17 protein-coding genes are annotated in these 22,434 nt (G+C 40.1%); 8 read left to right on the top strand and 9 right to left on the bottom strand.

Going from position 1 to position 22,434, the window contains the following annotated elements:
• Positions 1 to 2 precede the first annotated feature (2 nt).
• Together ribF and murJ are read right to left on the bottom strand one after the other, a co-directional pair.
• On the bottom strand, positions 3 to 938 hold the full coding sequence (gene ribF / locus FJ709_RS05015; protein WP_226414013.1) for a bifunctional riboflavin kinase/FAD synthetase: 936 nt from the start codon (positions 936 to 938) through the stop codon (positions 3 to 5).
• 111 nt (positions 939 to 1,049) lie between these two features.
• On the bottom strand, positions 1,050 to 2,618 hold the full coding sequence (murJ, locus tag FJ709_RS05010) for a murein biosynthesis integral membrane protein MurJ (protein WP_226414011.1): 1,569 nt from the start codon (positions 2,616 to 2,618) through the stop codon (positions 1,050 to 1,052).
• A 257-nt stretch (positions 2,619 to 2,875) separates the two neighbouring features.
• On the opposite strand from murJ, the gene rpsT reads away from it, so the two are divergent.
• Positions 2,876 to 3,142 carry a 30S ribosomal protein S20 gene (gene rpsT / locus FJ709_RS05005; RefSeq protein WP_226414009.1) on the top strand — a complete coding sequence of 89 codons (267 nt, stop codon included), beginning with the start codon at positions 2,876 to 2,878 and terminating at the stop codon, positions 3,140 to 3,142.
• 165 nt (positions 3,143 to 3,307) lie between these two features.
• Here rpsT and FJ709_RS05000 read toward each other — a convergent pair whose 3' ends face one another.
• Complete coding sequence (locus FJ709_RS05000) at positions 3,308 to 3,604, bottom strand: ArsR/SmtB family transcription factor (protein WP_226415862.1); 297 nt, start codon at positions 3,602 to 3,604, stop codon at positions 3,308 to 3,310.
• A gap of 134 nt (positions 3,605 to 3,738) precedes the next feature.
• Between FJ709_RS05000 and FJ709_RS04995 the strand changes: the two genes are divergently transcribed.
• Positions 3,739 to 5,178: a M20/M25/M40 family metallo-hydrolase gene (locus tag FJ709_RS04995; protein WP_226414007.1), complete on the top strand. Its 1,440-nt coding sequence runs from the start codon at positions 3,739 to 3,741 to the stop codon at positions 5,176 to 5,178.
• A 156-nt stretch (positions 5,179 to 5,334) separates the two neighbouring features.
• Here the strand turns inward: FJ709_RS04995 and yaaA are convergent, their stop codons facing one another.
• On the bottom strand, positions 5,335 to 6,111 hold the full coding sequence (yaaA, locus tag FJ709_RS04990; protein ID WP_226414005.1) for a peroxide stress protein YaaA: 777 nt from the start codon (positions 6,109 to 6,111) through the stop codon (positions 5,335 to 5,337).
• A gap of 124 nt (positions 6,112 to 6,235) precedes the next feature.
• Entirely contained in the window at positions 6,236 to 7,672 is a 1,437-nt protein-coding gene (locus FJ709_RS04985) for an alanine/glycine:cation symporter family protein (RefSeq protein WP_226414003.1), read from the bottom strand.
• A gap of 511 nt (positions 7,673 to 8,183) precedes the next feature.
• Here FJ709_RS04985 and FJ709_RS04980 point away from each other — a divergent pair.
• The 5 genes from FJ709_RS04980 to FJ709_RS04960 all read left to right on the top strand — a co-directional run bounded on the left by FJ709_RS04980 (position 8,184) and on the right by FJ709_RS04960 (position 15,434).
• Positions 8,184 to 10,550 (top strand): phosphoketolase family protein, encoded by a 2,367-nt coding sequence (locus FJ709_RS04980; RefSeq protein ID WP_226414001.1) that lies wholly within the window; start codon positions 8,184 to 8,186, stop codon positions 10,548 to 10,550.
• A gap of 484 nt (positions 10,551 to 11,034) precedes the next feature.
• Positions 11,035 to 12,153 (top strand): OmpA family protein, encoded by a 1,119-nt coding sequence (locus tag FJ709_RS04975; protein ID WP_226413999.1) that lies wholly within the window; start codon positions 11,035 to 11,037, stop codon positions 12,151 to 12,153.
• A 292-nt stretch (positions 12,154 to 12,445) separates the two neighbouring features.
• Positions 12,446 to 13,399 carry a transaldolase gene (gene tal / locus FJ709_RS04970; RefSeq protein WP_226413997.1) on the top strand — a complete coding sequence of 318 codons (954 nt, stop codon included), beginning with the start codon at positions 12,446 to 12,448 and terminating at the stop codon, positions 13,397 to 13,399.
• 17 nt (positions 13,400 to 13,416) lie between these two features.
• Positions 13,417 to 15,051, top strand: a complete 1,635-nt coding sequence (gene pgi, locus FJ709_RS04965; protein WP_226413995.1) for a glucose-6-phosphate isomerase — start codon at positions 13,417 to 13,419, stop codon at positions 15,049 to 15,051.
• Positions 15,052 to 15,248: 197 nt separating this feature from the next.
• Positions 15,249 to 15,434, top strand: a complete 186-nt coding sequence (locus FJ709_RS04960) for a DUF3545 family protein (protein WP_226413992.1) — start codon at positions 15,249 to 15,251, stop codon at positions 15,432 to 15,434.
• A 95-nt stretch (positions 15,435 to 15,529) separates the two neighbouring features.
• On the opposite strand, the gene FJ709_RS04955 is transcribed toward FJ709_RS04960, so the two are convergent.
• The 4 genes from FJ709_RS04955 to thrA all read right to left on the bottom strand — a co-directional run bounded on the left by FJ709_RS04955 (position 15,530) and on the right by thrA (position 21,036).
• Positions 15,530 to 16,081, bottom strand: coding sequence for a hemerythrin domain-containing protein (locus tag FJ709_RS04955; protein WP_226413990.1), 552 nt, complete (start codon positions 16,079 to 16,081; stop codon positions 15,530 to 15,532).
• A gap of 215 nt (positions 16,082 to 16,296) precedes the next feature.
• Positions 16,297 to 17,580 carry a threonine synthase gene (gene thrC / locus FJ709_RS04950; RefSeq protein WP_226413988.1) on the bottom strand — a complete coding sequence of 428 codons (1,284 nt, stop codon included), beginning with the start codon at positions 17,578 to 17,580 and terminating at the stop codon, positions 16,297 to 16,299.
• 37 nt (positions 17,581 to 17,617) lie between these two features.
• Positions 17,618 to 18,568 (bottom strand): homoserine kinase, encoded by a 951-nt coding sequence (thrB, locus tag FJ709_RS04945; RefSeq protein ID WP_226413986.1) that lies wholly within the window; start codon positions 18,566 to 18,568, stop codon positions 17,618 to 17,620.
• Positions 18,568 to 21,036, bottom strand: a complete 2,469-nt coding sequence (thrA, locus tag FJ709_RS04940; RefSeq protein WP_226415860.1) for a bifunctional aspartate kinase/homoserine dehydrogenase I — start codon at positions 21,034 to 21,036, stop codon at positions 18,568 to 18,570. The genes thrB and thrA overlap by 1 nt, the downstream gene beginning before the upstream one ends.
• Before the next feature lie 710 nt (positions 21,037 to 21,746).
• On the opposite strand from thrA, the gene slyD reads away from it, so the two are divergent.
• Positions 21,747 to 22,319, top strand: a complete 573-nt coding sequence (gene slyD / locus FJ709_RS04935) for a peptidylprolyl isomerase (RefSeq protein ID WP_226413984.1) — start codon at positions 21,747 to 21,749, stop codon at positions 22,317 to 22,319.
• Positions 22,320 to 22,434: the final 115 nt, after the last annotated feature.

The following is a 22,434-nucleotide window of genomic DNA, read 5'->3' as shown; positions in this document are numbered from 1 at the left end:
AATCAGCTTGCATCAAAGCAGAATAAAGCCTTAGCTTCATTCGCATCATTCAAAATTTGTTTTTTTAGTGCATCCAATGACTCAAAAGGTTGTTCATCACGGATTTTAGCCACTAATTCAACTTCTACTCGCTTGCCATATAAGTCACCATCAAAATCAAATAAGTGCACTTCTAACTGACAAACTTGGCCTTGCACTGTCGGGCGAAAGCCCACATTTGCAACACCTTCATATACATCACTACCATGCCAAAAAAATCGTACTGCAAATACACCGCGTATTGGCACGACTTTTCTTTTTAACGCAATATTTGCCGTTGGAAAACCGATAGTTCTACCAATTTTTTGCCCATGAGCCACTTTACCACTCAACATAAATGGATGACCCAATAACCGTCTTGCTTGTTCTAAATGACCTAACATGAGCTGTTCACGTACTAAAGTTGAACTCACTCTGTGAGTTCCAACGACAAAGCTTTGAGTGCTGACTACGCTGAAACCAAACTGCTTACCTGCGGCTACCAGCATCTCAAAATTGCCTTCACGCCCTTTCCCAAAGCAAAAGTCGTCACCGACAACTAGGTATTTAACACCCAGTTTGTTGACCAATAATTCTTCAATAAACGCCTGAGCGGGTTGACTGGCAAAAGATCGTGTGAAATTAATACATAATAGGCGGTCAATTTCTAATTCGTCCAATAAACGGACTTTATCTCTTAAAAGGCTTAACCTTGCTGGAGCATGCTCTCCACGAAACAACTCTTGGGGTTGTGGCTCAAATGTCATTATGGTCGCAGGCAGTTGAAAATGGTGCGCTTTACTTACCAAATTACGGATCACCTCAGCATGGCCACGGTGAACACCATCAAAGTTGCCTATGCTTAGCACGCAACCATGATGAGAAGGTAATAAATTGTGTATACCGCGGATTAATTCCATTACGCCAATGCTTGCCTAAAATTGTTTATTAATAGTAAATCGGCAGATTATATACCCAAACCGCTATCCACTTAAACCCAATAACTCTATTAAGCGACTATAAATCTACGTTTAAAGAACCACTGGGGCTGTTTTTATTTTCCATGGTCTGACACCGAGCAAAAGTAAGGTAACAAGATAAGTTAATGCGCCGCTACAAATAAGCGCGACTAACGCCATCATTCTTTCACTAATGCTCCAACTAAGCCATTGCGATTGAGCAGGTAAAAAATACCATAACATTGCAGACATGACCGCTGTCGCGATGACAATTTTAAGCGAAAAAATCAATGTTGCGCGGCTAAGATTGTAAACCCCAGCCTTATGCAAACCGCTATATAACAAACCAGCATTAAGCAATGCCGATAAGGATGTCGCTATTGCTAAACCTACATAGCCGAATGGAATAGCAAATATAAGGTTAAACACCATGTTAGTTACCATGGCAATAATACCGAATTTAACCGGTGTTTTTGTATCATGCCTAGAATAATAACCTGGCGCTAATACTTTAATCATCATAAAACTCAGTAAGCCTGTGCCATAGGCAACTAAACTGTATGATGCCATTTCAACATCGGTGAGACTAAATGCCCCGCGCATGAATAACACCATTAACATAGGCTGCGCGAGTAAAATCAAGCCTAACATAGCTGGCATACCTAATAGTAAAATAGCTTTAACGCCCCAATCCATTGTTTGACGAAACCCTTCCCCTTCAGCATTAATATGCTTTCTCGAAAGCGCAGGTAAAATTACCGTTGCGATTGCAATACCGAATAACCCGAGTGGAAACTCAAGTAACCGATCAGCGTAATACAGCCAACTAATCGAGCCCGTCATTAAAAAGCTGGCAATAAAAGTATCAAACAGCAAATTGATTTGAGAAACCGATACCCCAAATAGTGCGGGGAGCATTAATGTGCGAATTTTAACCACACCAGGATGATGCCACCCCCAAGAAGGCTTAACTAAAGCGCGCTCTTGAATTAAGAAAGGAATTTGAAATACAAACTGCACCAGACCACCAACAAAAACCCCCCATGCCAATCCAATTTCTGGGTTTTCCATAGTCGGAGATGCATATAGAGCAAATCCGATAATTGCAATGTTAAGAAAAACCGGGGTAAATGCCGATACAGCAAACCGGCCTCTGGTATTTAAGATTGATCCTGCTAGCGCAGTAAAAGTGATAAACCACAGATAAGGGAAGGTGATTTTAAGCATTAAAGACGCAAGCTCGAATTTCTCGGCATTGGGGCCATCGTTCAACCAGTCTAAAAACCAACCGCCGCCGAATAATGCTGCAAGTATAGGAGAGCCAATAACACCAATTAAGGTTACTATCGTCACCAGCAAACCAAGCGTACCAGTAACCTTACCGAGTAATTCCCGGGTTTCTTCAGGGGAATGTTTTTCTTGGTATTCAGTTAATACAGGCACAAAAGCTTGTGCAAAGGCACCTTCAGCAAATAGGCGGCGTAAAAAGTTAGGTATTTTGTTCGCAAAGAAAAAAACATCTGCGCTACTTCCCGCCCCCATTAAGTTAGCAATAACAACATCACGCACTAACCCCATCACACGAGAAATCAACGTCATAGCACTGACAACGACACCTGATTTAATTAACTTTTTACTCAATTGACCCCCAAAAGCTCATCTTGCCCATAAAATTTAATGGTATTTGTTGCAAATATTCTAAGCAAACTCTGTCACATAGGCTAAAGAGCTGTTAGAATTACGCCACATATTACACGAGTGGGTTGAAGATAAGCACGCCGATTGTATATTTTATCATTTATGATGAGATTTCAATTTTAGTCGTTGACAAAGCGACTTAAAGCAGGCATATTCCTCGGCCTTTAAAAGTATCAAATCCAGTTTTTAGGAGTTGCACCTTGGCTAATAGCAAGTCTGCAAAGAAGCGCGCGCTTCAGTCTGAAAAGCGTCGTCAGCATAATGCAAGCCGTCGCTCAATGTTACGTACATACGTTAAGAAAGTCATCGCTGCTATCAAAAGCGGTGACCACAAAGCGGCTACAGAAGCGTTCGCAGTTGCACAACCAATAGTTGACCGTATGGCGACAAAAGGCCTTATTCACAAGAATAGAGCTGGCCGTCAAAAGTCACGTTTGAATGCTAGAATCAAAGCACTAGTTGCTTAATTTAGTATTCAATCTCAAAAAACCGGCCTAGGCCGGTTTTTTTATGTTTAAAATTCAGCATATGTATTCGATGCAAGCATTAAGCCGACCAATAGCATTAATTATGTGACAGATAATAAAAAGCCTTAATCGTTTAATTGCGATTAAGGCTTGAAAGAAGACAGCTTAGTGGCAGTACATGTTATTCAGCACTTGAATAAGCGCTTTTACTTCATCGCTTTTTAATGAGTAATAAACGGTTTGTGCCTCTTTGCGTGTACCAACTAGATTATCTTTTCTTAACCATGCAAGGTGTTGAGATAAAGCAGACTGACTTAGTCCTAGCTTTTTATTCATATCACCTACACACATTTCACCATCATTAAGCAGGTGGCATAAAATAAACAGTCTGCGTTCATTCGCTAGCGCTTTTAATAAGACAACGGCATGGTCGGCTTGTTGCTGCATTTTTTCTATATCCATCACCTAAAATACTCTCCTCATCTAACATTTGCCTAATATAGCGTCACCTTAAAAATAGAGTCGGGACATAAAGCACACTTTTTGGTAGATTGTTTAAAAAAGTGAGACATAGTTAGAATATTTGAAGGAAACTCATGAGAAATTATAAGCACGTCAGCTTAACAGCTTTATTTGCAGTGGCATTATTTGGCTGCCAGCAAACAACACCATCACAACCTAAATCGATTGAACGGGTCATTAATGACTCAGAAGATGCGCAAATCAGTCAACTGTTAGCGCAACAAGCCCTTAGCTCAAATAGAGCCTACGATATTGTTGAATCGCTCACCGTAGAAATAGGACCGCGATTAGCTGGTACAGATAAAGATATCATGGCTGTCGAATGGGCAATGGAAAAACTGTGGCTGATGGGCTTTGATAAAGTCTATAAAGAATCAGTTCAAGTTCCGGCATGGTCTAGAGGGATCATAACATCAGCCAGTATTGTGTCTCCATTTGAGCAACCTTTGGTGATCACAGCTCTTGGTGGCAGCATTGGTACGCCAGAGACAGGCATTCAAGCACCTATAGTGCGGTTTGAATCGTTAGAAGAACTCACTTTAGCCTCACCTGGACGCATTGAGGGAAAAATTGTTTTTATCGACCATAAAACTGAACGGCATAAAGATGGCAACGGATATGGTATTACTGTTGGCGGACGCTCTAAAGGAGCTGTAGAAGCGGCAAAAAAAGGCGCTGTTGCGGTTGTAATACGCTCAATTGGGACTGATCATGACCGTATGGCTCATACAGGTATGATGCGTTACCAAGAAGATGTGCCTAAAATTCCCGCGGCGGCAATGTCAGCACCTGATGCCGACTTAATCAACGCCATGTTAAAACGCGATCCCAACATTGTCATGTCACTGAATATGACATCTGAAAACTTAGGTATTGCAACATCTTACAATGTAATAGCAGAGGTGACAGGTAGCAGCAAGCCAGATGAAATCGTCTTAATAGGAGCACATTTAGATTCGTGGGATGAGGGCACAGGCGCTATTGATGACGGAGCTGGTGTAGCGATTGTTACTGCAGCGGCAAAATTAATTCAAGATTTACCACAGAAACCAGCCCGTACTATTCGCGTTGTATTATATGCTGCTGAAGAAGTGGGTTTAGTGGGTGGAAAAGCCTACGCAGAGATGCATGCCAATGAATTAGAAAAGCATTACATCGCTGCAGAATCAGATTTTGGTGCAGGTCCTGTTTATCAAATTGACTTTAATGTCGCACCAACGAGCTTTAACGACATACAGCATCAAGTATCAGCAATGACATTAAATGGTATTGCTTTAGGAACAAATGACGCCTCTGGTGGTCCAGATGTCTCTATGATGCCAGGCTTGGGTGTGCCAGTTGCATCGTTAAAACAAGATGGCTCTGACTACTTTGATTATCATCACACTCCTAATGATACTTTGGATAAAATCGACCCAAAGGCACTAGCCCAAAATGTAGCGGCATATGTACAATTTGCTTATATGATGGCGCAATCTGAAATTGAGCTAAGGCCACTCGCTAAATCGGAGTAATCACCGTCAAGTGGGCCAACTCAACTTAATATTCTGTTAGGTTATATTTATAAAATGTTTTATCCATAAAAATGCCCTTAACGAAAAGGGCATTTTTATTATGACTAAACTGAACCGACTTTTGACTCTATATTCATCTGAAAATATTAATAAATACTAGTGTTGCTCATCGCGTAAAAACACTGGACTATCTAGCTTGGACTGTTCAGGGCAGTAATAGTAGCCATCTAAGTCAAATTTAATTAACTGCTCTAGTCTCTTAGGTTGATTATTGACAATATACCTTGCCATCAAACCGCGCGCTTTTTTGGCATAAAAGCTAATTATCTTATATTGACCATTCTTACAATCTTTAAAAATTGGTGTAATAAGTTGCCCCTCAAGCTGTTTGACTTTAACTGATTTAAAGTACTCATTAGAGGCTAGATTGACGATGATGTCATCACCCTGCTCTGCTAATGCTTTATTCACTTCATTGGTAATAATCTCCCCCCAAAATGCATATAAATTATTTCCAGCTGAGTTAGCTAATTTGGTGCCCATTTCTAAGCGATAAGGTTGGATTAAATCGAGGGGTTTTAGCAAGCCATATAAACCTGACAAAATACGCATATGTTGCTGTGCTGAGTGAATTTGCGACTCTGATAAGCTATCTGCATCAAATCCGGTATAAACATCCCCTCTGAAAGCGAACATAGCTTGCTTGGCATTGATTGGAGTGAAATCAGGTTGCCACTGATCAAAACGGGCAGCATTCAAACCCGCTATTTTATCGCTAACTTTCATTAAACTAGCAATATCAACAGGCGTAAGTTGCCGACATATCTTTATCAGTGTTTCGCTATGGGATAATAATGTCGGTTGAGTAAACGTTGCCGTTATCGGCGGATGTTCAAAATCTAATGTTTTGGCAGGTGAGACTAAAACCAGCATGGTTAACTCCTTTATCTTAATACACCACATAATACGTGACTGATATAAAAAAACCATGCTGATTCAGCATGGCTTTTTCGATTACCCTAACGCCTTTAATCAATGCACAAAAAACAATAGCGGCTTATTTTTTGTTACTAGCAGACAAGTCTGGCCAAATTTTTTCTTCCAATTGATCGGCTAGCTCAGGAAATTTACTGGTATCAAATACCGGATCTTTTCCTTCTTTAACTTGCTGACGATAATCATTAATCACTCTAATCGCCAACCCTGAAAGTAACATTATCGCGACAATGTTAACCAATGCCATCAGTCCCATGGACACATCAGCTAAATCCCATACCAAACCAATTTTAGCCATAGCACCAAACATCACCATACCTAATACTACAAGTCTAAATAGAGGTAACGCTTTTTTGCTGTTACCAGACAAAAACATGATATTAGTTTCGGCGTAAGAGTAATTTGCAATAATAGAGGTAAAACAGAATAACAAGATAGCAATGGCAATAAAGGCTCCGCCCCATGCACCAACATGGAAAGTTAATGCATTGATTGTCATGCCAATGCCCTCACCAGATCCTGCAGCATCACCCGAAAGCAATATTATTGCCGCCGTTGCGGTACAAATAACGATAGTATCAAAGAATACCCCCATCATTTGAATATAACCTTGAGATGCAGGATGATTTGGGTTGGGTGAAGCACTTGCAGCAATATTAGCAGCACTGCCCATACCCGCTTCATTTGAAAATAACCCACGTGCTATCCCAGCCTGCATAGCTTGCGACACACTATATGCAATGGCGCCACCAGCAGCTTCTTGCCAACCAAATGCACTATTGATAACGAGCATAAATACTCTTGGTAGTTCCTCAATATTTATCAGTACAACAATAAACGCCATAATGATATAAACTAATGCCATAAAAGGAACAACAAATTCCGATACTTTAGCAACCTTTCTTAACCCCCCCATAATGACCACACCACTGAATAGCGTAATCAAAATACCGACATAAAGAGGATCAACATCGAATACTGCGGTCATTGCGCCGGCAATCGTATTGGCTTGAACTGCGTTGAAGACCAAACCAAAACAGATAATTAATAGGACAGAAAACAATACCCCCATCCAACGCTGTCCTAAGCCTTGCTCCATATAGTAAGAAGGGCCACCGCGATATTGCCCATCCACATCTTTCACTTTATAAACTTGAGCAAGTGTGGATTCGATCATCGCTGTGGCCATGCCTAAAACAGCAATAGCCCACATCCAAAAAACGGCTCCAGGACCTGCTACACCTATAGCAAAAGCAACACCAGCCATATTACCTGCACCGACTCGAGCTGCCATACTGGTACAAAAAACTTGAAACGAAGATAATCCATTTTTACCCGGTCTACGGCTAATGGCGAGTAATTTCAGGCCGTGACCAAATTGAGAAAACTGAATAAACCCAAGGCGTATCGTAAAGTACAAGCCAGCTCCCACCAGCCCATAAACTAACAGTTCGCCCCAAAGCAGGCCGTTTAAATAATTAATTATTTTTTCTAACATTGCCATAATGCTTATCTATTCCTTTGGAATAACTCAATTTATCGTGTAACAGCCTTATCTATATCTCGGCATAGATGCTGTAATCACGGCAAACAAAATTATTTTAATTGCTTGATTATTATTGGTTTATATTTTTATTAATTAAAAACCAGTCTTGTGGCTTGGCTTATTATACCTTTTCAACCAATGATCTCTAATTTAGTTTGAAATTGCATTCAGACTAATTACGATATTCGATGGTGTTCTTTACAGTCAAATTAGCATAAGCAGTCAATTAGAACTTAATAAATTCACTGTAAAAATCACTTTACCGCCTCCAGCTCAACAACAACGTAACAATCCTCCACTTTATAAAACCAACACAACAACAAATACAACATAACTCTCAGTGAAATATCACCACATAATTAACAAAAATTAGATCCACAACACATTATTGATTCGCTAAATAAAATACAGTGTTCTCAAATTAAGACTAACATTCAATTTTTCTCGTTTTAATGAGGTCAATATGACAACTGCTAATGAAATTATCGCACTCAGAAAGTTTGTTCGAGCCACTAACTTCCTTGCAACTTCGCAAATTTATTTGAAGCAAAACGTACTTTATAAACGTAAGCTTGAACACACTGATATTAAACCTAGACTACTAGGTCATTGGGGGACTTGCCCAGGTATCAACTTTGTCTACGCTAACGTAAACCGTCTTATTGTTAAACATAATCGTGAGTTCATCTATCTTGTTGGCCCTGGTCATGGTTTTCCTGCAGTACAGGCCAACCTATTTATGGAAGGTTCATTAAGCCATTTCTATCCAGAGACAATTCCTTATACAGAAACTGGCATCGAAGATATCTGTAAAAAATTCTCTGCAGCCTATGGCTATCCTTCACATGCTAACCCAGAAGCGCCAGGACAAATCTTAGAAGGTGGCGAACTTGGCTATTCATTGTCTGTTGCATGGGGTTCTGTGCTAGATAATCCAAATCTGATTGCTGCCTGTTTAATCGGTGATGGTGAAGCTGAAACTGGCCCACTAGCAGCATCTTGGTATGCTAACCGTCTGGTATCACCTAAAAATAACGGTGCCGTTCTTCCAATCGTGCATATCAATGGTTATAAAATCTCTGGCCCAACCCGTATGGGCCGCATGAGCCATGAAGAGCTTGATTTAGAATTCCGTGGTCTGGGTTATCATCCAATCATTGTTGATGATGAACTTGATACTGATATCTTCGAACAGATGTTAGCGGCAATGGACTTGTCCTATGACATGATCAATGACATTCAACGCCGTGCACGCTCTGGCGAAGATGTTGTTAAACCACGTTGGCCAGTGATCTTAATGAGAACAGCAAAAGGCTGGACTGGTACTACTGAATATGATGGTAAAAAGCTCGCGGGTAACTGTGAATCTCATCAAGTCATCGTCAATAACTGTGCAACCGACAAAGGTCATTTAGATGCACTTGATCAATGGTTAGCTAGCTACAAATTTGATGAACTTGTACAAACTACTGAGGCTGGCGAATTAGTATTTGATAAAGACATTATGTCTTTGATGCCACCTAAAGACTTATGTTGTGGTCGTCAACGTCTAAGCTATGGCGGCGAAGTGGTTCGTGCATTAGCTAACCCTGATCTTACTAAACTTGGTTACGGCGCTGAAACACCTCGTGGCCAACGCGGTTACTCAATGCTAAAAATGGGTGAATGGATGCGCGATGCATTCAAACTAAACCGCGATCAACGCAACCTGCGTATTTTCAGCCCAGATGAAACTTATTCAAACCAATTACAAGCCGTGTTTGAAGAAACAGATCGCGCCTGGCAATGGCCAATTGAGAGCTGGGATGAAGACATGTCTCGCGACGGTCGGGTGATTGAGCTGCTATCTGAAAACTTGCTTTTTGGTATGTTACACGGCTACACAGTTACAGGTCGTCACGGCATGTTCCCAACTTATGAGGCTTTCTCTCAAGTAGTCTCTTCAATGGCTGATCAATACTGTAAATATGTCCACGCTAGCCAAGACATACATTTTCGCAAACCAATTCCTGCGTGTAACGTCGTGCTCTCTTCACTACTAGAACGTCAAGATCACAACGGTTATTCTCATCAGAATCCGTCTTTCCTAGGCGCTATGCTTGAGAAGCACCCAAACATTATTTCTGCTTATTTACCAGCAGATGCTAACAGTACCTTGGTGTATACCGAAAAAGCTTATGCTGATAGAGATAAATTAAACATCATTGTCGCAGGTAAGAAATCGCTACCACAATGGTTATCATTAGACGAAGCCCGTAAGCAAGCTAAAGACGGCATGATGGTGTGGGATTTCGCCTCTGATAATAATCCTGATGTTGTTTTAGCGGGCTGTGGCGATTATGCAACTCAAGAATGTATGGCTTCACTAGTACTAATTCGTGAAATTCTACCACGGGTACGCATTCGCTTTGTGAGTGTGTCAGAACTTCACAGCAGTGGCTTAGGCAGTCTTGAGTTCCAAAGCAAGCCTTGGATGATGGATGAAGTCTTTACAGAAGATAAAGGCGTGGTATTTAACTACCACGGTTACCCAAACACCATTAAGAAGCTGGTATTTGATTATAAAGGTAACCGTCGTTTCCGTATTAAAGGTTATGAAGAAGAAGGTTCAACGACTACACCGTTTGATATGGGCGTACGTAACGGCACCTCTCGCTACCACTTAGTTATCGACATGGCGTATAAATTGTTCCAACAAGGAGTAATTGACGAAACTCAACACGTTCGTATTACCACTGATATGTTGCAACGCTTGGTTGACCATAAAAACTACATCAAGGCAAATGGCGTAGATCCTGTCGAAATCGAAAACTGGGTATGGACTCGCTAACATTGAGCCTATGAATAAAGTCTAATACTATTTATTAACAAATAATCTAGTAATGTGATGCTATAAAACTACAATAAACAATGCGCTTTTTTTGGGGCGCATTTTTTATTTCCACAGCTAAATGCCAATAATCTGATATTTTTATCCTAAAAAGGCGTAAAAATGTTTACCATCTTGAATAACGCATCATCCAGTCCAGTTCTCGTGGGATATCCAACTGAATTTGCATACAAAAACACAACCAATAAACAATTAAAAAAACTTACACAAAATCATTTTGTCAATAAATAAATGACAATTTATTTGCAAAATAAGACAATAAATACTCCATTGTCACTGGCAATTGATAGTTTTTACTCCCATAATCCGCCTCGTCAACTAATACAGATAAGACTCACCACAATAAGTGTTGGCAATACCGATTCGACTTGCAAAAACATGAGACCGGTATATTGGTGAAGTATTAATAACAATGGACTTATAAATGATGAAGAACATATTAAAAGTAGTATTACTGACCTCAATGTTACCTTTTGCAGCTTCAGCTGCTGAAGAATTAACACCTTGGTACGTTGGTGGCGGTTTAGGCGTAAATAACTACGAGCCAAACTGTGATCAAAAAACCATGAAAGTATGTGGCGAAGATGACCCATATGCGTGGGATGTATTCGGCGGATATTTATTCAATGATTATTTTGGTGTGGAATTAGGTTATCGCGACCTAGGCCGTGCCGAATGGACTGACTACAGCAACAAGTTAAACGATGTTGGTGCTCGTGGTATGTCTTTAGGTTTAGTTGCATTTTACCCATTTGCAAACAAATGGTCTTTATCAGCTGAAGCTGGTGCCATGAACTATCTTATCTCTAACAAAAAACAGTGGGATACTGAGTATTATAGCGACAATGGTATTGCACCATATATTGGCGCAGGTATTGGTTATAACTTCACTGACAACTTAAAGCTAGCAGCTAAATACCGTCGTTACGAAAACTTAGACGAAGAAAAGTGGAACACACTTTCTATGGAAAGTAACTACTGGGGTCTTGAGTTAAGCTACCGTTTTGGTTCAGTAAAAGCGGCACCTGTTGCAGCTGTTGTTGCACCAGTAGTAGTTGTTGCTGCCGATGCTGACTCTGATTCTGATGGCGTTGTTGATCGTTTAGACAAATGTCCTAATACACCAAGTAACCACAAAGTGGATGCAACTGGCTGTACAGTATATGAATTAGCGACAACTAAGCATGACTTAGGTGGCATCTTATTCGCTAATGATTCTGCAGTAATTAATCAAGCTTCATTCTCTGATCTAGAGAAATTAGCTAACTACATGAAGAAAAACCCAGAGCATACGGTTATTGTTGAAGGCCATGCGTCAAACGTAGGTAAACCAGCATATAACATGGCTTTATCTGACCGTCGTGCGAGTTCAGTTGCTAATGCCCTTACATCGAAATACGGCATCAGTGCAAACCGTATTAAATCTATGGGTTATGGTGTAACTAAGCCTGTAGTTGAAGGTAACACTGCTGAAGCTCATAGACGAAACCGTCGTATTGAAGCTATCGTTACTGGTACCGAAAAACGTGCTGTATTAAAATAATTTAATACAAATCGCTTTCAAGAAAAAGCCGCTGATATCAGCGGCTTTTTTATTTACTGAACAATAGTAAACTTCTCTAAACATCTACTATTAGTCATAATTCTATTTTCATCACTCAATTAAATAAACATAAATTTGCACTCAAATCGGAATTTAACAACAATAAAAAACAAAAAATGAGCAAAACAGTGTGGTATTTGGTAATTTTTTTACCAAAACGTTGGAATAAAGAGTAAAATCGCGTTTAATAAAGGAAGTAAAATAACTATTTTTTATCGAGAGGAAACGTTACATGGCCAACGCACTCGCTCAACTCAAGTCATTCACTACTATTGTCGCAGACACCGGTGACATTGAAGCAATCAAACGCTATCAACCAGAAGATGCTACAACCAACCCATCGTTGATTTTGAAAGCTGCGCAAATTCCTGAATATGCCTCTCTAATTGATAATGCTATTGCTTGGGCTAAAACCCAAAGTAATAGTCAAGCACAGCAAATCGAAGATGCTGGCGATAAACTAGCGGTAAATATCGGAATAGAGATATTAAAATTAGTACCGGGTCGTATTTCAACAGAAGTCGATGCTCGTCTATCATTCGATAAGCAGAAATCTATCGATAAAGCCCATAAGTTAATCAAGCTTTATAAAGACGCTGGCATTGATAAGTCACGTATCTTAATTAAGCTAGCGTCGACCTGGGAAGGTATATGTGCAGCCAAAGAGTTAGAGCAGCAAGGTATTAACTGTAATCTGACACTATTATTTAGCTTCGCTCAAGCAAGAGCTTGTGCAGAAGCCGGTGTTTATCTTATTTCTCCTTTTGTAGGCCGTATTCTTGACTGGTACAAGAAAGATACCGGTAAAGATTACACTGCTGAAACAGATCCTGGGGTTATTTCGGTTACTGAAATCTATGATTACTACAAACAACACGGCTTTAACACAGTAGTAATGGGAGCCAGTTTTCGTAATATCGGTGAGATTATCGAATTAGCAGGTTGCGATCGCTTAACCATTGGACCCGCTCTATTAGAAGAGTTAGCCAATACTGATATCCTTGTTACAGAGAAACTTAAAGCGGTAGCTGCATCATCAACCGCTCCTACTCCGCTAACTGAAACAGAGTTCCGTTGGGCATTTAACGAAGATCCAATGGCAGTTGATAAACTCGCTGAAGGTATTCGTAACTTTGCGATTGACCAAGGTAAACTTGAGGTCATGCTAAAAGAGAAATTAAGCTAAACAAGGAGTGTGAATTAATGACTCAATTAACACAATCATCTACATGGCGACAGTTAATCAGTAATGCAGCCGCGCTGCCTCATATGCGTGAGCTATTTAGTCAAGATGAGCAACGTTTTAACTCAATGCACCTAAAAAGCTGTGGTTTACTGCTAGATTACTCAAAAAACCGTGCTGATAAAGAAACCTTGGCGTTGTTATTTAAACTTGCTAATGAGGCGCAGCTACAAGATAAAATCACCGCAATGTTTTCCGGTGACATTATCAACAATACTGAGCAACGTGCAGTACTTCACACCGCACTTCGCAGTATGGCTGACCAAGATATTCAAGCTGACGGAAAAAACATTGTTCCTGAAGTACAGCAAACTCTTACCAAGATGGCTAAGTTTGTTGAACAAGTACAAAGTGGTCAATGGAAAGGCTACACAGGAAAAGCGATTACAGATATCATTAGTATTGGTATTGGCGGGTCTTTTCTAGGCCCGAAAATAGTGACTCAGGCGTTAAGACCTTATTGGAAAGAACTAAATTGTCATTTTGTTGCCAATGTGGATGCAACATCGATTTGTGAGAAATTGAAGGGGCTGAACGCTGAGACAACGTTATTTGTCATGTCATCAAAGTCGTTTAGCACGCAAGAAACGCTCACTAATACCCTAAGTGCAAAAGAGTGGTTTTTAGCACAAGGAGCATCACAGAGCGACGTTGCCCAGCACTTTGTTGCTGTTACCTCAAATGTCGCTAAAGCGACTGAGTTTGGTATGGATGCCGGCAATATTTTCCCTATGTGGGATTGGGTCGGTGGCCGCTATTCTTTATGGTCAGCGATTGGTTTACCAATAGCACTGATTGTGGGTATGGATAATTTTAAACAATTATTATCCGGTGCCTTCGACATGGACCAACATTTTCAGCAAGCACCGCTAGAACAAAACATGCCAATCATTATGGGAATGCTATCTGTGTTATATAGTAATTTTCATAGTGCACAGTCCCATGTCATTTTAACTTATGATCACTATTTACGTGGTTTACCTGCTTATTTCCAGCAACTTGATATGGAAAGCAACGGCAAGTCGGTCACTTTAGAAGGGCAAACTGTTGATTACAGCACAGGTCCTGTTATTTGGGGCGGCGAAGGCACCAATGGGCAACATGCATACCATCAGCTATTGCATCAAGGTACTGCACTTATTCCTGCTGACTTTATCATGCCATTACAAAGTCATAATCCGCTTGGTGAGCATCACAATCAACTGGCATCAAACTGCTTTGGCCAAACCCAGGCACTGATGCAAGGTCGTACATACGAAGAAGCGTTAGCCGAAATGAGCACAAGCAAGCTTGATGATGCTCAAAAACAGCTTATTGCTAAACACAAAGTAATGTCTGGTAACAAACCCAGCAACACTTTATTAATGGACAAATTAACCCCTCAAACCTTAGGTGCTTTAATTGCTTTATATGAGCACAGAACATTTGTTCAAGGTGTCATTTGGCAGATTAACTCCTTTGACCAATGGGGAGTTGAATTAGGTAAATTACTCGGTAACGATGTACTCGACCGGATTGGAGCTGATCAGAATGCAAATGAATTAGATTGTTCCAGTAATTCCTTAATCAATTTGTATCGTCAAGGGCAGATTTAATCACTAAAAAAGCCAGCGTAAGCTGGCTTTTTATTAGTCTACCACCACTCTATTCAGCACATCATGCCAATTATGGTTCAATAGCTTCATCAAAACTTCACCTTCGCTTAACACAATTGAAACATAAAAGTTGCACCCTACAATAGAAATATGATACTTATTCGCATAGAGACATCATAATAACAAGGGAGGTTACCATGGATCGTTTAGACTATGGTGGTGCGTTAGACGAAGTTGTTGAAAGACCAAGCCGTTCCAAAGGATCTAATAAAAAGCGTAAATGGCGAGAGATTGAGGCAATTAAGGATAAGCAACGCTTACTAAAAGAATTACAAGATATTGATGATTCTTTTGAATTTGATGCCAATACTTTAGTGTTATAGATATTAGTAGCTGTGAATATTTATTCATTAAATAGCAATATAATAAAAGAGCACCTAGGGTGCTCTTTTTGATCATACTGATAACATTTATAATGTTAGATATTTATTTTTTTATCTGACTTCACAATATACTGTCGAAGTTCTTCAAAAATTACGTTATCGTTTTGGCTAAATAGTGGGTCCACAACCAGTTTTTTATGGCATAAATGCTCAATTTTTTGCCAATCACTAGCATCTAATGCTTTAGCAAAGTGAGGGAAAACCTCCGTTTCTTCAAACTGCATGTGTTCAAGTTGTAACTTGATGTAGTTAGCTAAATCATTGATCAACTTTTCTCTTGAAACCACAATATCGGAGAGGATCATATTTAAACTGTACATCAAAGAACCGGAGACTTGAGCTAACCGCTCATGCTCATCACGAAGCTGATCGCTATTAGGTACAGACATTTTTTGGGCATAATAATGATAAGTGATGTCTTCTACTGGATGATGACTGTGTTCTGCATATCCCTGCATATACTCAACAATATCTCTCACAAGATTAAAGTTAACAGCTTCACCCTCGGCTAAACGGGCATTTTTGTTGGTGAGTATATTCAATAAAATGGCTATGTGTTGGTGATCACGCATTAATCGCTTAAGCATCGTCTTCTCCGTCATGTCTATCTCACTTACTCAAATTGTAGTCAATATCCTATTAACTTCCAATCTACTACAATGATATAAATTAGTTATGACAAAGATCATATTCCAGATAATTAACAAGCTAGCAGTTTCAGAAAAACTAAAGCACCTAATAAGGTGCTTTAGTTTTCCTGCTAATTTGATAATTAAATCAGCTTTAAATATCTAAAAATACACTATCTAAGGGTACTAAATAAATGTGACTTTAACTGAGCAAAATCAGCATCTAACTCAACAGATAAAATAGTTTTATTGACGACAGCTTCAAGTTCAGGTGGTAAAGGTAAGTCAACTTGTAACTCTCTATCCACCACATCCTTAAATTTTGCAGGATGCGCTGTACCTAAAAATATCCCATACTCATCTTTAGCCAATAATTGACGTAAACCTTGAGCTGCAATAGCAGCATGCGGCTCTGATTGATAGCCCAATTGATATAGATTTTTAAGCGCTTCAGAGGTTTGCAATTCATTTAATGCTAAGCCAGTAATATCAGAAAGTGGCCAGCCCATTTGCTCACAAATAGCTTCAACGCGGGGCCAATTACTCGGCTCTGACACATCCATCGCATTTGATATAGTTGCAACGGTATCATGTGGTGCCCAGTCACCATTTTGTAAGTAACGGGGCACGGTATCGTTGCTATTGGTTGCTGCAATAAATCGCTTTATTGGCAAGCCCATCGCTTTAGCAAATAAACCTGCCGTTAAATTTCCAAAGTTGCCACTAGGGACTGATACCACAAAGTTTTCATGTCCAGCTTTTTTAGCTTGGGCGATGGCTTCAAAGTAATAACAAATTTGCGCCAATAAACGGCTTATATTGATTGAATTTGCAGAGTTTAGCGCTAAACCTTCTCTGACCTCTTCATCATCAAAGGCCTGCTTCACTAAATGCTGGCAAGCATCAAAATCAGAATTAACCGCCACTGTGTGGATATTCTTGCCTAAAGTAGTGAACATTTTCTCTTGTAGCTCACTGATTTTTCCCTTTGGATACATCACCACGACTTGTACTTTATCTAAACCATAAAATGCATCCGCCACAGCAGCGCCTGTGTCACCAGAGGTTGCTGTCAGAATAGTTAACCCTTTATCGCCTGATAATAAATTGATACATTGGGCCATAAAACGTGCACCAAAATCTTTAAACGCCAGTGTAGGACCATGAAAAAGCTCTAAACAGCTGCGATGAAAATCAACTTCTTTTAGGGGAGCCTCAAAGGTAAATGCGTTATCAACAAACGCGTCAACATTATCTTGTCCTAATTCATCCGCTAACCAAGCGCCTAAAACAAGTTTACTACGCTGCGCAAATGGCATATCAAGTAAACTGTCAATATCATCTAACACAGGGATCGTTTTAGGGAAAAACAACCCTCTATCTTTACCTAGCCCTAATTGAACAGCCTGACTAAAATTAACTTCCTGCGAAGGATGTTTTAAATTATATAATTCCATTACCACTACCTATTAAATTGAAAATTTTGTTTCGATACTAAACGCGTCGAGTACCTTGTTCATCTAATTGACATACATGGGCAAAACCACCTTGCTCTGTCACATAATGTTGCTCTAGCCAGGTTTTAGCCTGCTGAGCTTTTTCTAATGAATCGGTGACGCTAAATAATGTTGGTCCGCTGCCTGAAATCCCCGTAGTCAGCATTCCTTGTTGCGCTAGAGCTTCTCTAGCATCAAGGTAGCCAGGAATAGCTGCCGCGCGATAAGGCTCAGCAAGTACATCCTTGAGCACTTCAATTGCCATAGCAGCATCTTGTTGATAACTAGCATGTACAAAAGCACTTAAATAACGACCAAAATCAATCGCCACCGCTTTATCATATTGAGCGGGTAACAATGCGCGCATTTTAGCGGTCGATAATGAAATACCAGGATAAGCCACCACCCAATACCATTGCTTAAAACTCGGTATCGCCGCACAAACCTTATCGGCGGTATTAAGCATTAGTTGCATGCCACCTAAGTAACAGGGGGCAACGTTATCATAATGCACACTACCTGAGATTTGTCCTTCAAACTCGCCCATTAACAATAGCAAAGCTTGTTGATCAAATGGTTGTTCAAAATATTCATTTAGTGCATACAGCGCAGCAACTACAGAGCTAGCACTCGAACCTAACCCACTACCAACGGGTAAGTTTTTCTCTAAAATGAGTTTAACGCCATCTTGACGTTGTAGTTTATCAAGAAAAAAAACGGCACACTGATAAACGATATTGTCTTTCAAATCCGTTGGTAATTTATGCGCCCAAGGTCCTACCTGAGCAAATTCAACGCCGCTTTCAATACCGCTAATAGTAACTTTATCGCCCAGAAGGCTACCATCAATAGGCGCTAACGCAGCACCTAATAAATCGAAACCTACACCTACATTCCCCATAGATGCTGGCGCATAAACACTCAGTTGAGCTTGATTAATGCTATTCATTACAAACCCACCTCACGTGTCCAGTTAAGGGTTCTAAGTACGTCGGCGAACACACCTGCTGCAGTCACATCAGTACCCGCACCATAGCCACGTAAAACAAATGGAATGGGTTGGTAGTAGCGACTGTAAAAAGCCAGCGCATTTTCACCACCTTTGACACTATATAAAGGATCGGTCGCATCAACTTCAATAATGCGAACATAACACTTACCTTGATCAATTTGACCAACATAACGCAGCACCTTTCCCTGCGCTTTAGCATTAGACACTCTTGAAGATACTTGTGCATCAAGACGGGATAAGTTGGCCATAAATGTCTCAACATCACCGCTATCATCAAAATCAGTAGGTAATACAGATTCAATGTTAATATCGCTAAGCTCTAAGGGCAAGCCAACTTCACGGGCTAAAATAAGCACCTTACGAGCAACATCCATTCCACTTAAATCATCGCGAGGATCAGGTTCTGTGAAACATTTATCACGGGCAATTGATGTGGCTTGCGATAAACTCATTCCCTCATCGAGCATCCCGAAAATATACGATAACGATCCTGATAAAATACCATTAAATTTATGCAGTTTATCACCCGCGCATAACAACTTTTTCAGGTTATCAATAACGGGTAAACCTGCACCAACCGTGGTTTCATATAAAAATTGACGACGTTGCTCTAAACTCACTTTGCGTAATGCTTGATAAAATGCATAATCACGGGTATTGGCTTTTTTGTTTGGCGTGACCACGTGAAATCCAGCATTCATGACATCTAAATAACGGTCTGAAACCGCTTCACTTGAGGTACAATCGACTAAGACTGGGTTGAGTAATTGTTGCGCTTGCCCCCATAGTAATAAATTATTTAAATCATAGGGTTGAGCATTATCAGTCATTAAGCCTTGCCAGTTAGATAATTCAATTCCATTACTGTCCAGTAGCATTTGACGTGAGTTAGCAATACCGCATACTCGAATGCTGATGTGCTGCTCTTTTAGCATGTCATTTTGTTGTTTTATTTGTTCAAGCAATCCTGCGCCCACATTACCCGCACCGACTAAGAACACATCAACGTATTGCTGCACATCAAAGAAAGCCTGATGACAAGCACTGATAGCATGTTTGGTTTTACTTTGCTGGATAACGGTTGAAATAGAGCGCTCTGACGACCCCTGAGCGATTGCTATAATATTAACGCTTGCCTTAGCTAACGCGCTGAAGAACTTAGCCGCCACTCCTTTATGCGTTTTCATGCCATCACCAATTAAGGACACGATAGCTAAACCTTGGCGCAACTCAATAGGCTCAAGTAATTCGGATTTTATTTCTAATTCAAATTCTTGTTCTAGAGCCCATTTCGCTTTCGCTGCGTCACGGGTTCCAACACAAAAGCTGATACTGTATTCAGATGAGCTTTGGGTGATCAATGATACCGAAATGCCACTGCGTGAAATGGCTGCTAACGTACGACTGGCCATCCCAACCATCCCCTTCATACCTGGCCCAGATACGTTAAACATAGTCTGATCATCAAGATTTGAAATGGCTTTAACTTGTAAACCAGTTTGATCTTCATCGTTCGATACCAATGTACCGGGTGCTGATGGATTAAAACTGTTTTTGATATAGCAAGGAATATGATACTGCGCAATTGGAGCGATAGTTTTAGGGTGCAATACTTTGGCACCAAAATACGATAGCTCCATCGCCTCTTGATAACTCAACTGAGACAATAGCTTAGCATCTGTAACCGCACGGGGATCTGTGTTATAAACACCATCCACATCGGTCCAAATTTCACAACTAGATGCATCTAAACAAGCGGCTAACACGGCAGCAGAATAATCAGAACCATTACGCCCTAAGGTCACAATTTTTCCATGAGCATCTGCGGCAGTAAAACCTGGCATAACCCACACTCTGTATTCACTTAACGGTAATACTGCAAACCGAGGTTTACTGACATTAATATCGACTACAGACTCTAAAGGCTGCCCATGGGCAAGAAACAATGCAACTGGGTCCAACTGCGCGGCAGTAATGTTTTTAGCCAACATCACTTGCTCCATTAACGCTGCGGATAAACGCTCGCCAGAAACAACAATAGCAGCCCTGACTGAGTCCGGGCACTCGCCTAGCAAGGATATTCCTTCTAACTTAGACTTCCATTGCTGCATTTGCATGTTGAGTTTCTGTTTTAGTAATTCCTGTTGAGCTACAGACAACAAGGTTTCACTCGCTTGGGTATATAAGTGATTAAAAACATGATTGATATGGTCAACAACCGCTTGGTAAGATTTTCCCTCTACCGCTAAATCAACCATTTCCAACAATGCATTTGTAATTGTTGCGGGCGCAGAAAGGACCGTAGCGACTGGTTCAGCCTTAGAAGACTCAGCGATAATATCAGCCGCCATTAAAAAACGAGGCCAATTTGCTAACGACGTACCACCAAACTTCATCACTTTCATACCGTCTTCTCCTGCCAATATCATGGCATCAATGCAAAATTTTATAATAAAAAAGCCCGCTTCTTTTGTGGGAAGCGGGCTTGTTACTGAATTCTATTTAGGATGAATCAGCCCGCCCCCACTATATTAGTAGTGGTGGTTGTAATGATTGTAATGGTTGCTATTACAACGTACTTGCAGGCTGACATATCGCTCACTTATTCTGGTTTCATCAGTGCTACCAAACGCATACATTTTTAGTCGCGGGTAACTCTTATTCACTAATGCCTACAGAATTGCTTTTTTAGCACTATATTGTCAACCCCAGTTGCCAATAAATTTGCATATTAATTAGCATTTAAGTTGATTTATTTAAGATTTCATATTTCACAAACTGAAACATCAATTACATTCGCAATAAAACAACTAAAACGCTGCGTTTACGCTAACGTTAACGCAATATAATCCCCAATTAAATAATTATACTTTTCAATCATTAAAGATAAAATAATCCATTACGTTATTTAAACTATAAGAAAAATAGGGATAAGAACCCTGATAACAATCTAGATGCTTCATAAAAGAGTAAATTTCTATAGCATTCCATTAATCGGGGTAAAAACAATAACGAGTTAACTAAATCAATAAGAATTGATCAAAATCAGACACAAATCATCGCAGCCCAAAAAAAATAAAGGTATTATGCGCCCATATCAGCAATTGGAGTCATTATGAAAATTTCAAAACATGCCGCGGTTACCATCCATTACCGTCTCAGCGATGCGCAAGGTCAATTATTGGAAAGCTCTTTTGATGCTGAGCCAATGGTTTATATTCAAGGTACCGAAAATCTTATACCTGGCCTAGAAGCTGAATTAGAAGGTAAAGTTGTTGGTGACAAATTTGAAGCAAACATACCAGCCGAACAAGCTTATGGTGTATATCACGAAGGTTTGAAGCAAGAAGTGCCTTTAGCTGCATTTGGTGATATTGAAGATATTGTGCCGGGTATGCGCTTTATTGCAGAAACTGAAATGGGCCAGCGCCCTGTTCAAGTAACAGAAATAAAAGACGATAGCGTCATTGTTGACGGTAATCATCCCCTAGCAGGCCAAGCATTAACATTTAATGTTGAAGTTATTGCTGTGAGAGAAACAACTGCGGAAGAAATCGCCCACGGACACATTCATGCCCATGGTGGCAGTTGTGGCGGTGGACATGAACATAATCATGAGCACGATCATGAACCTTGTGACACCCAAAAACCGGGTTGTGATGGCAATGGCGGATGTGGTTGTAATTAATAATAAATGTAGACTATTTTACTAAGCTATTAGGTTATTTCACCTAATTAAAACCAGTAGAAAGTTTGAATAAATGCAAGTCGCTGATTAAAATATAGTCAGCGACTTTTTTTAT

It is taken from the genome of Shewanella glacialimarina, assembly GCF_020511155.1.
GTDB lineage: Bacteria > Pseudomonadota > Gammaproteobacteria > Enterobacterales > Shewanellaceae > Shewanella > Shewanella glacialimarina.
The sequence above is the reverse complement of the archived record's forward strand: the minus strand, read 5'-3'. Positions and strand labels throughout refer to the sequence as shown.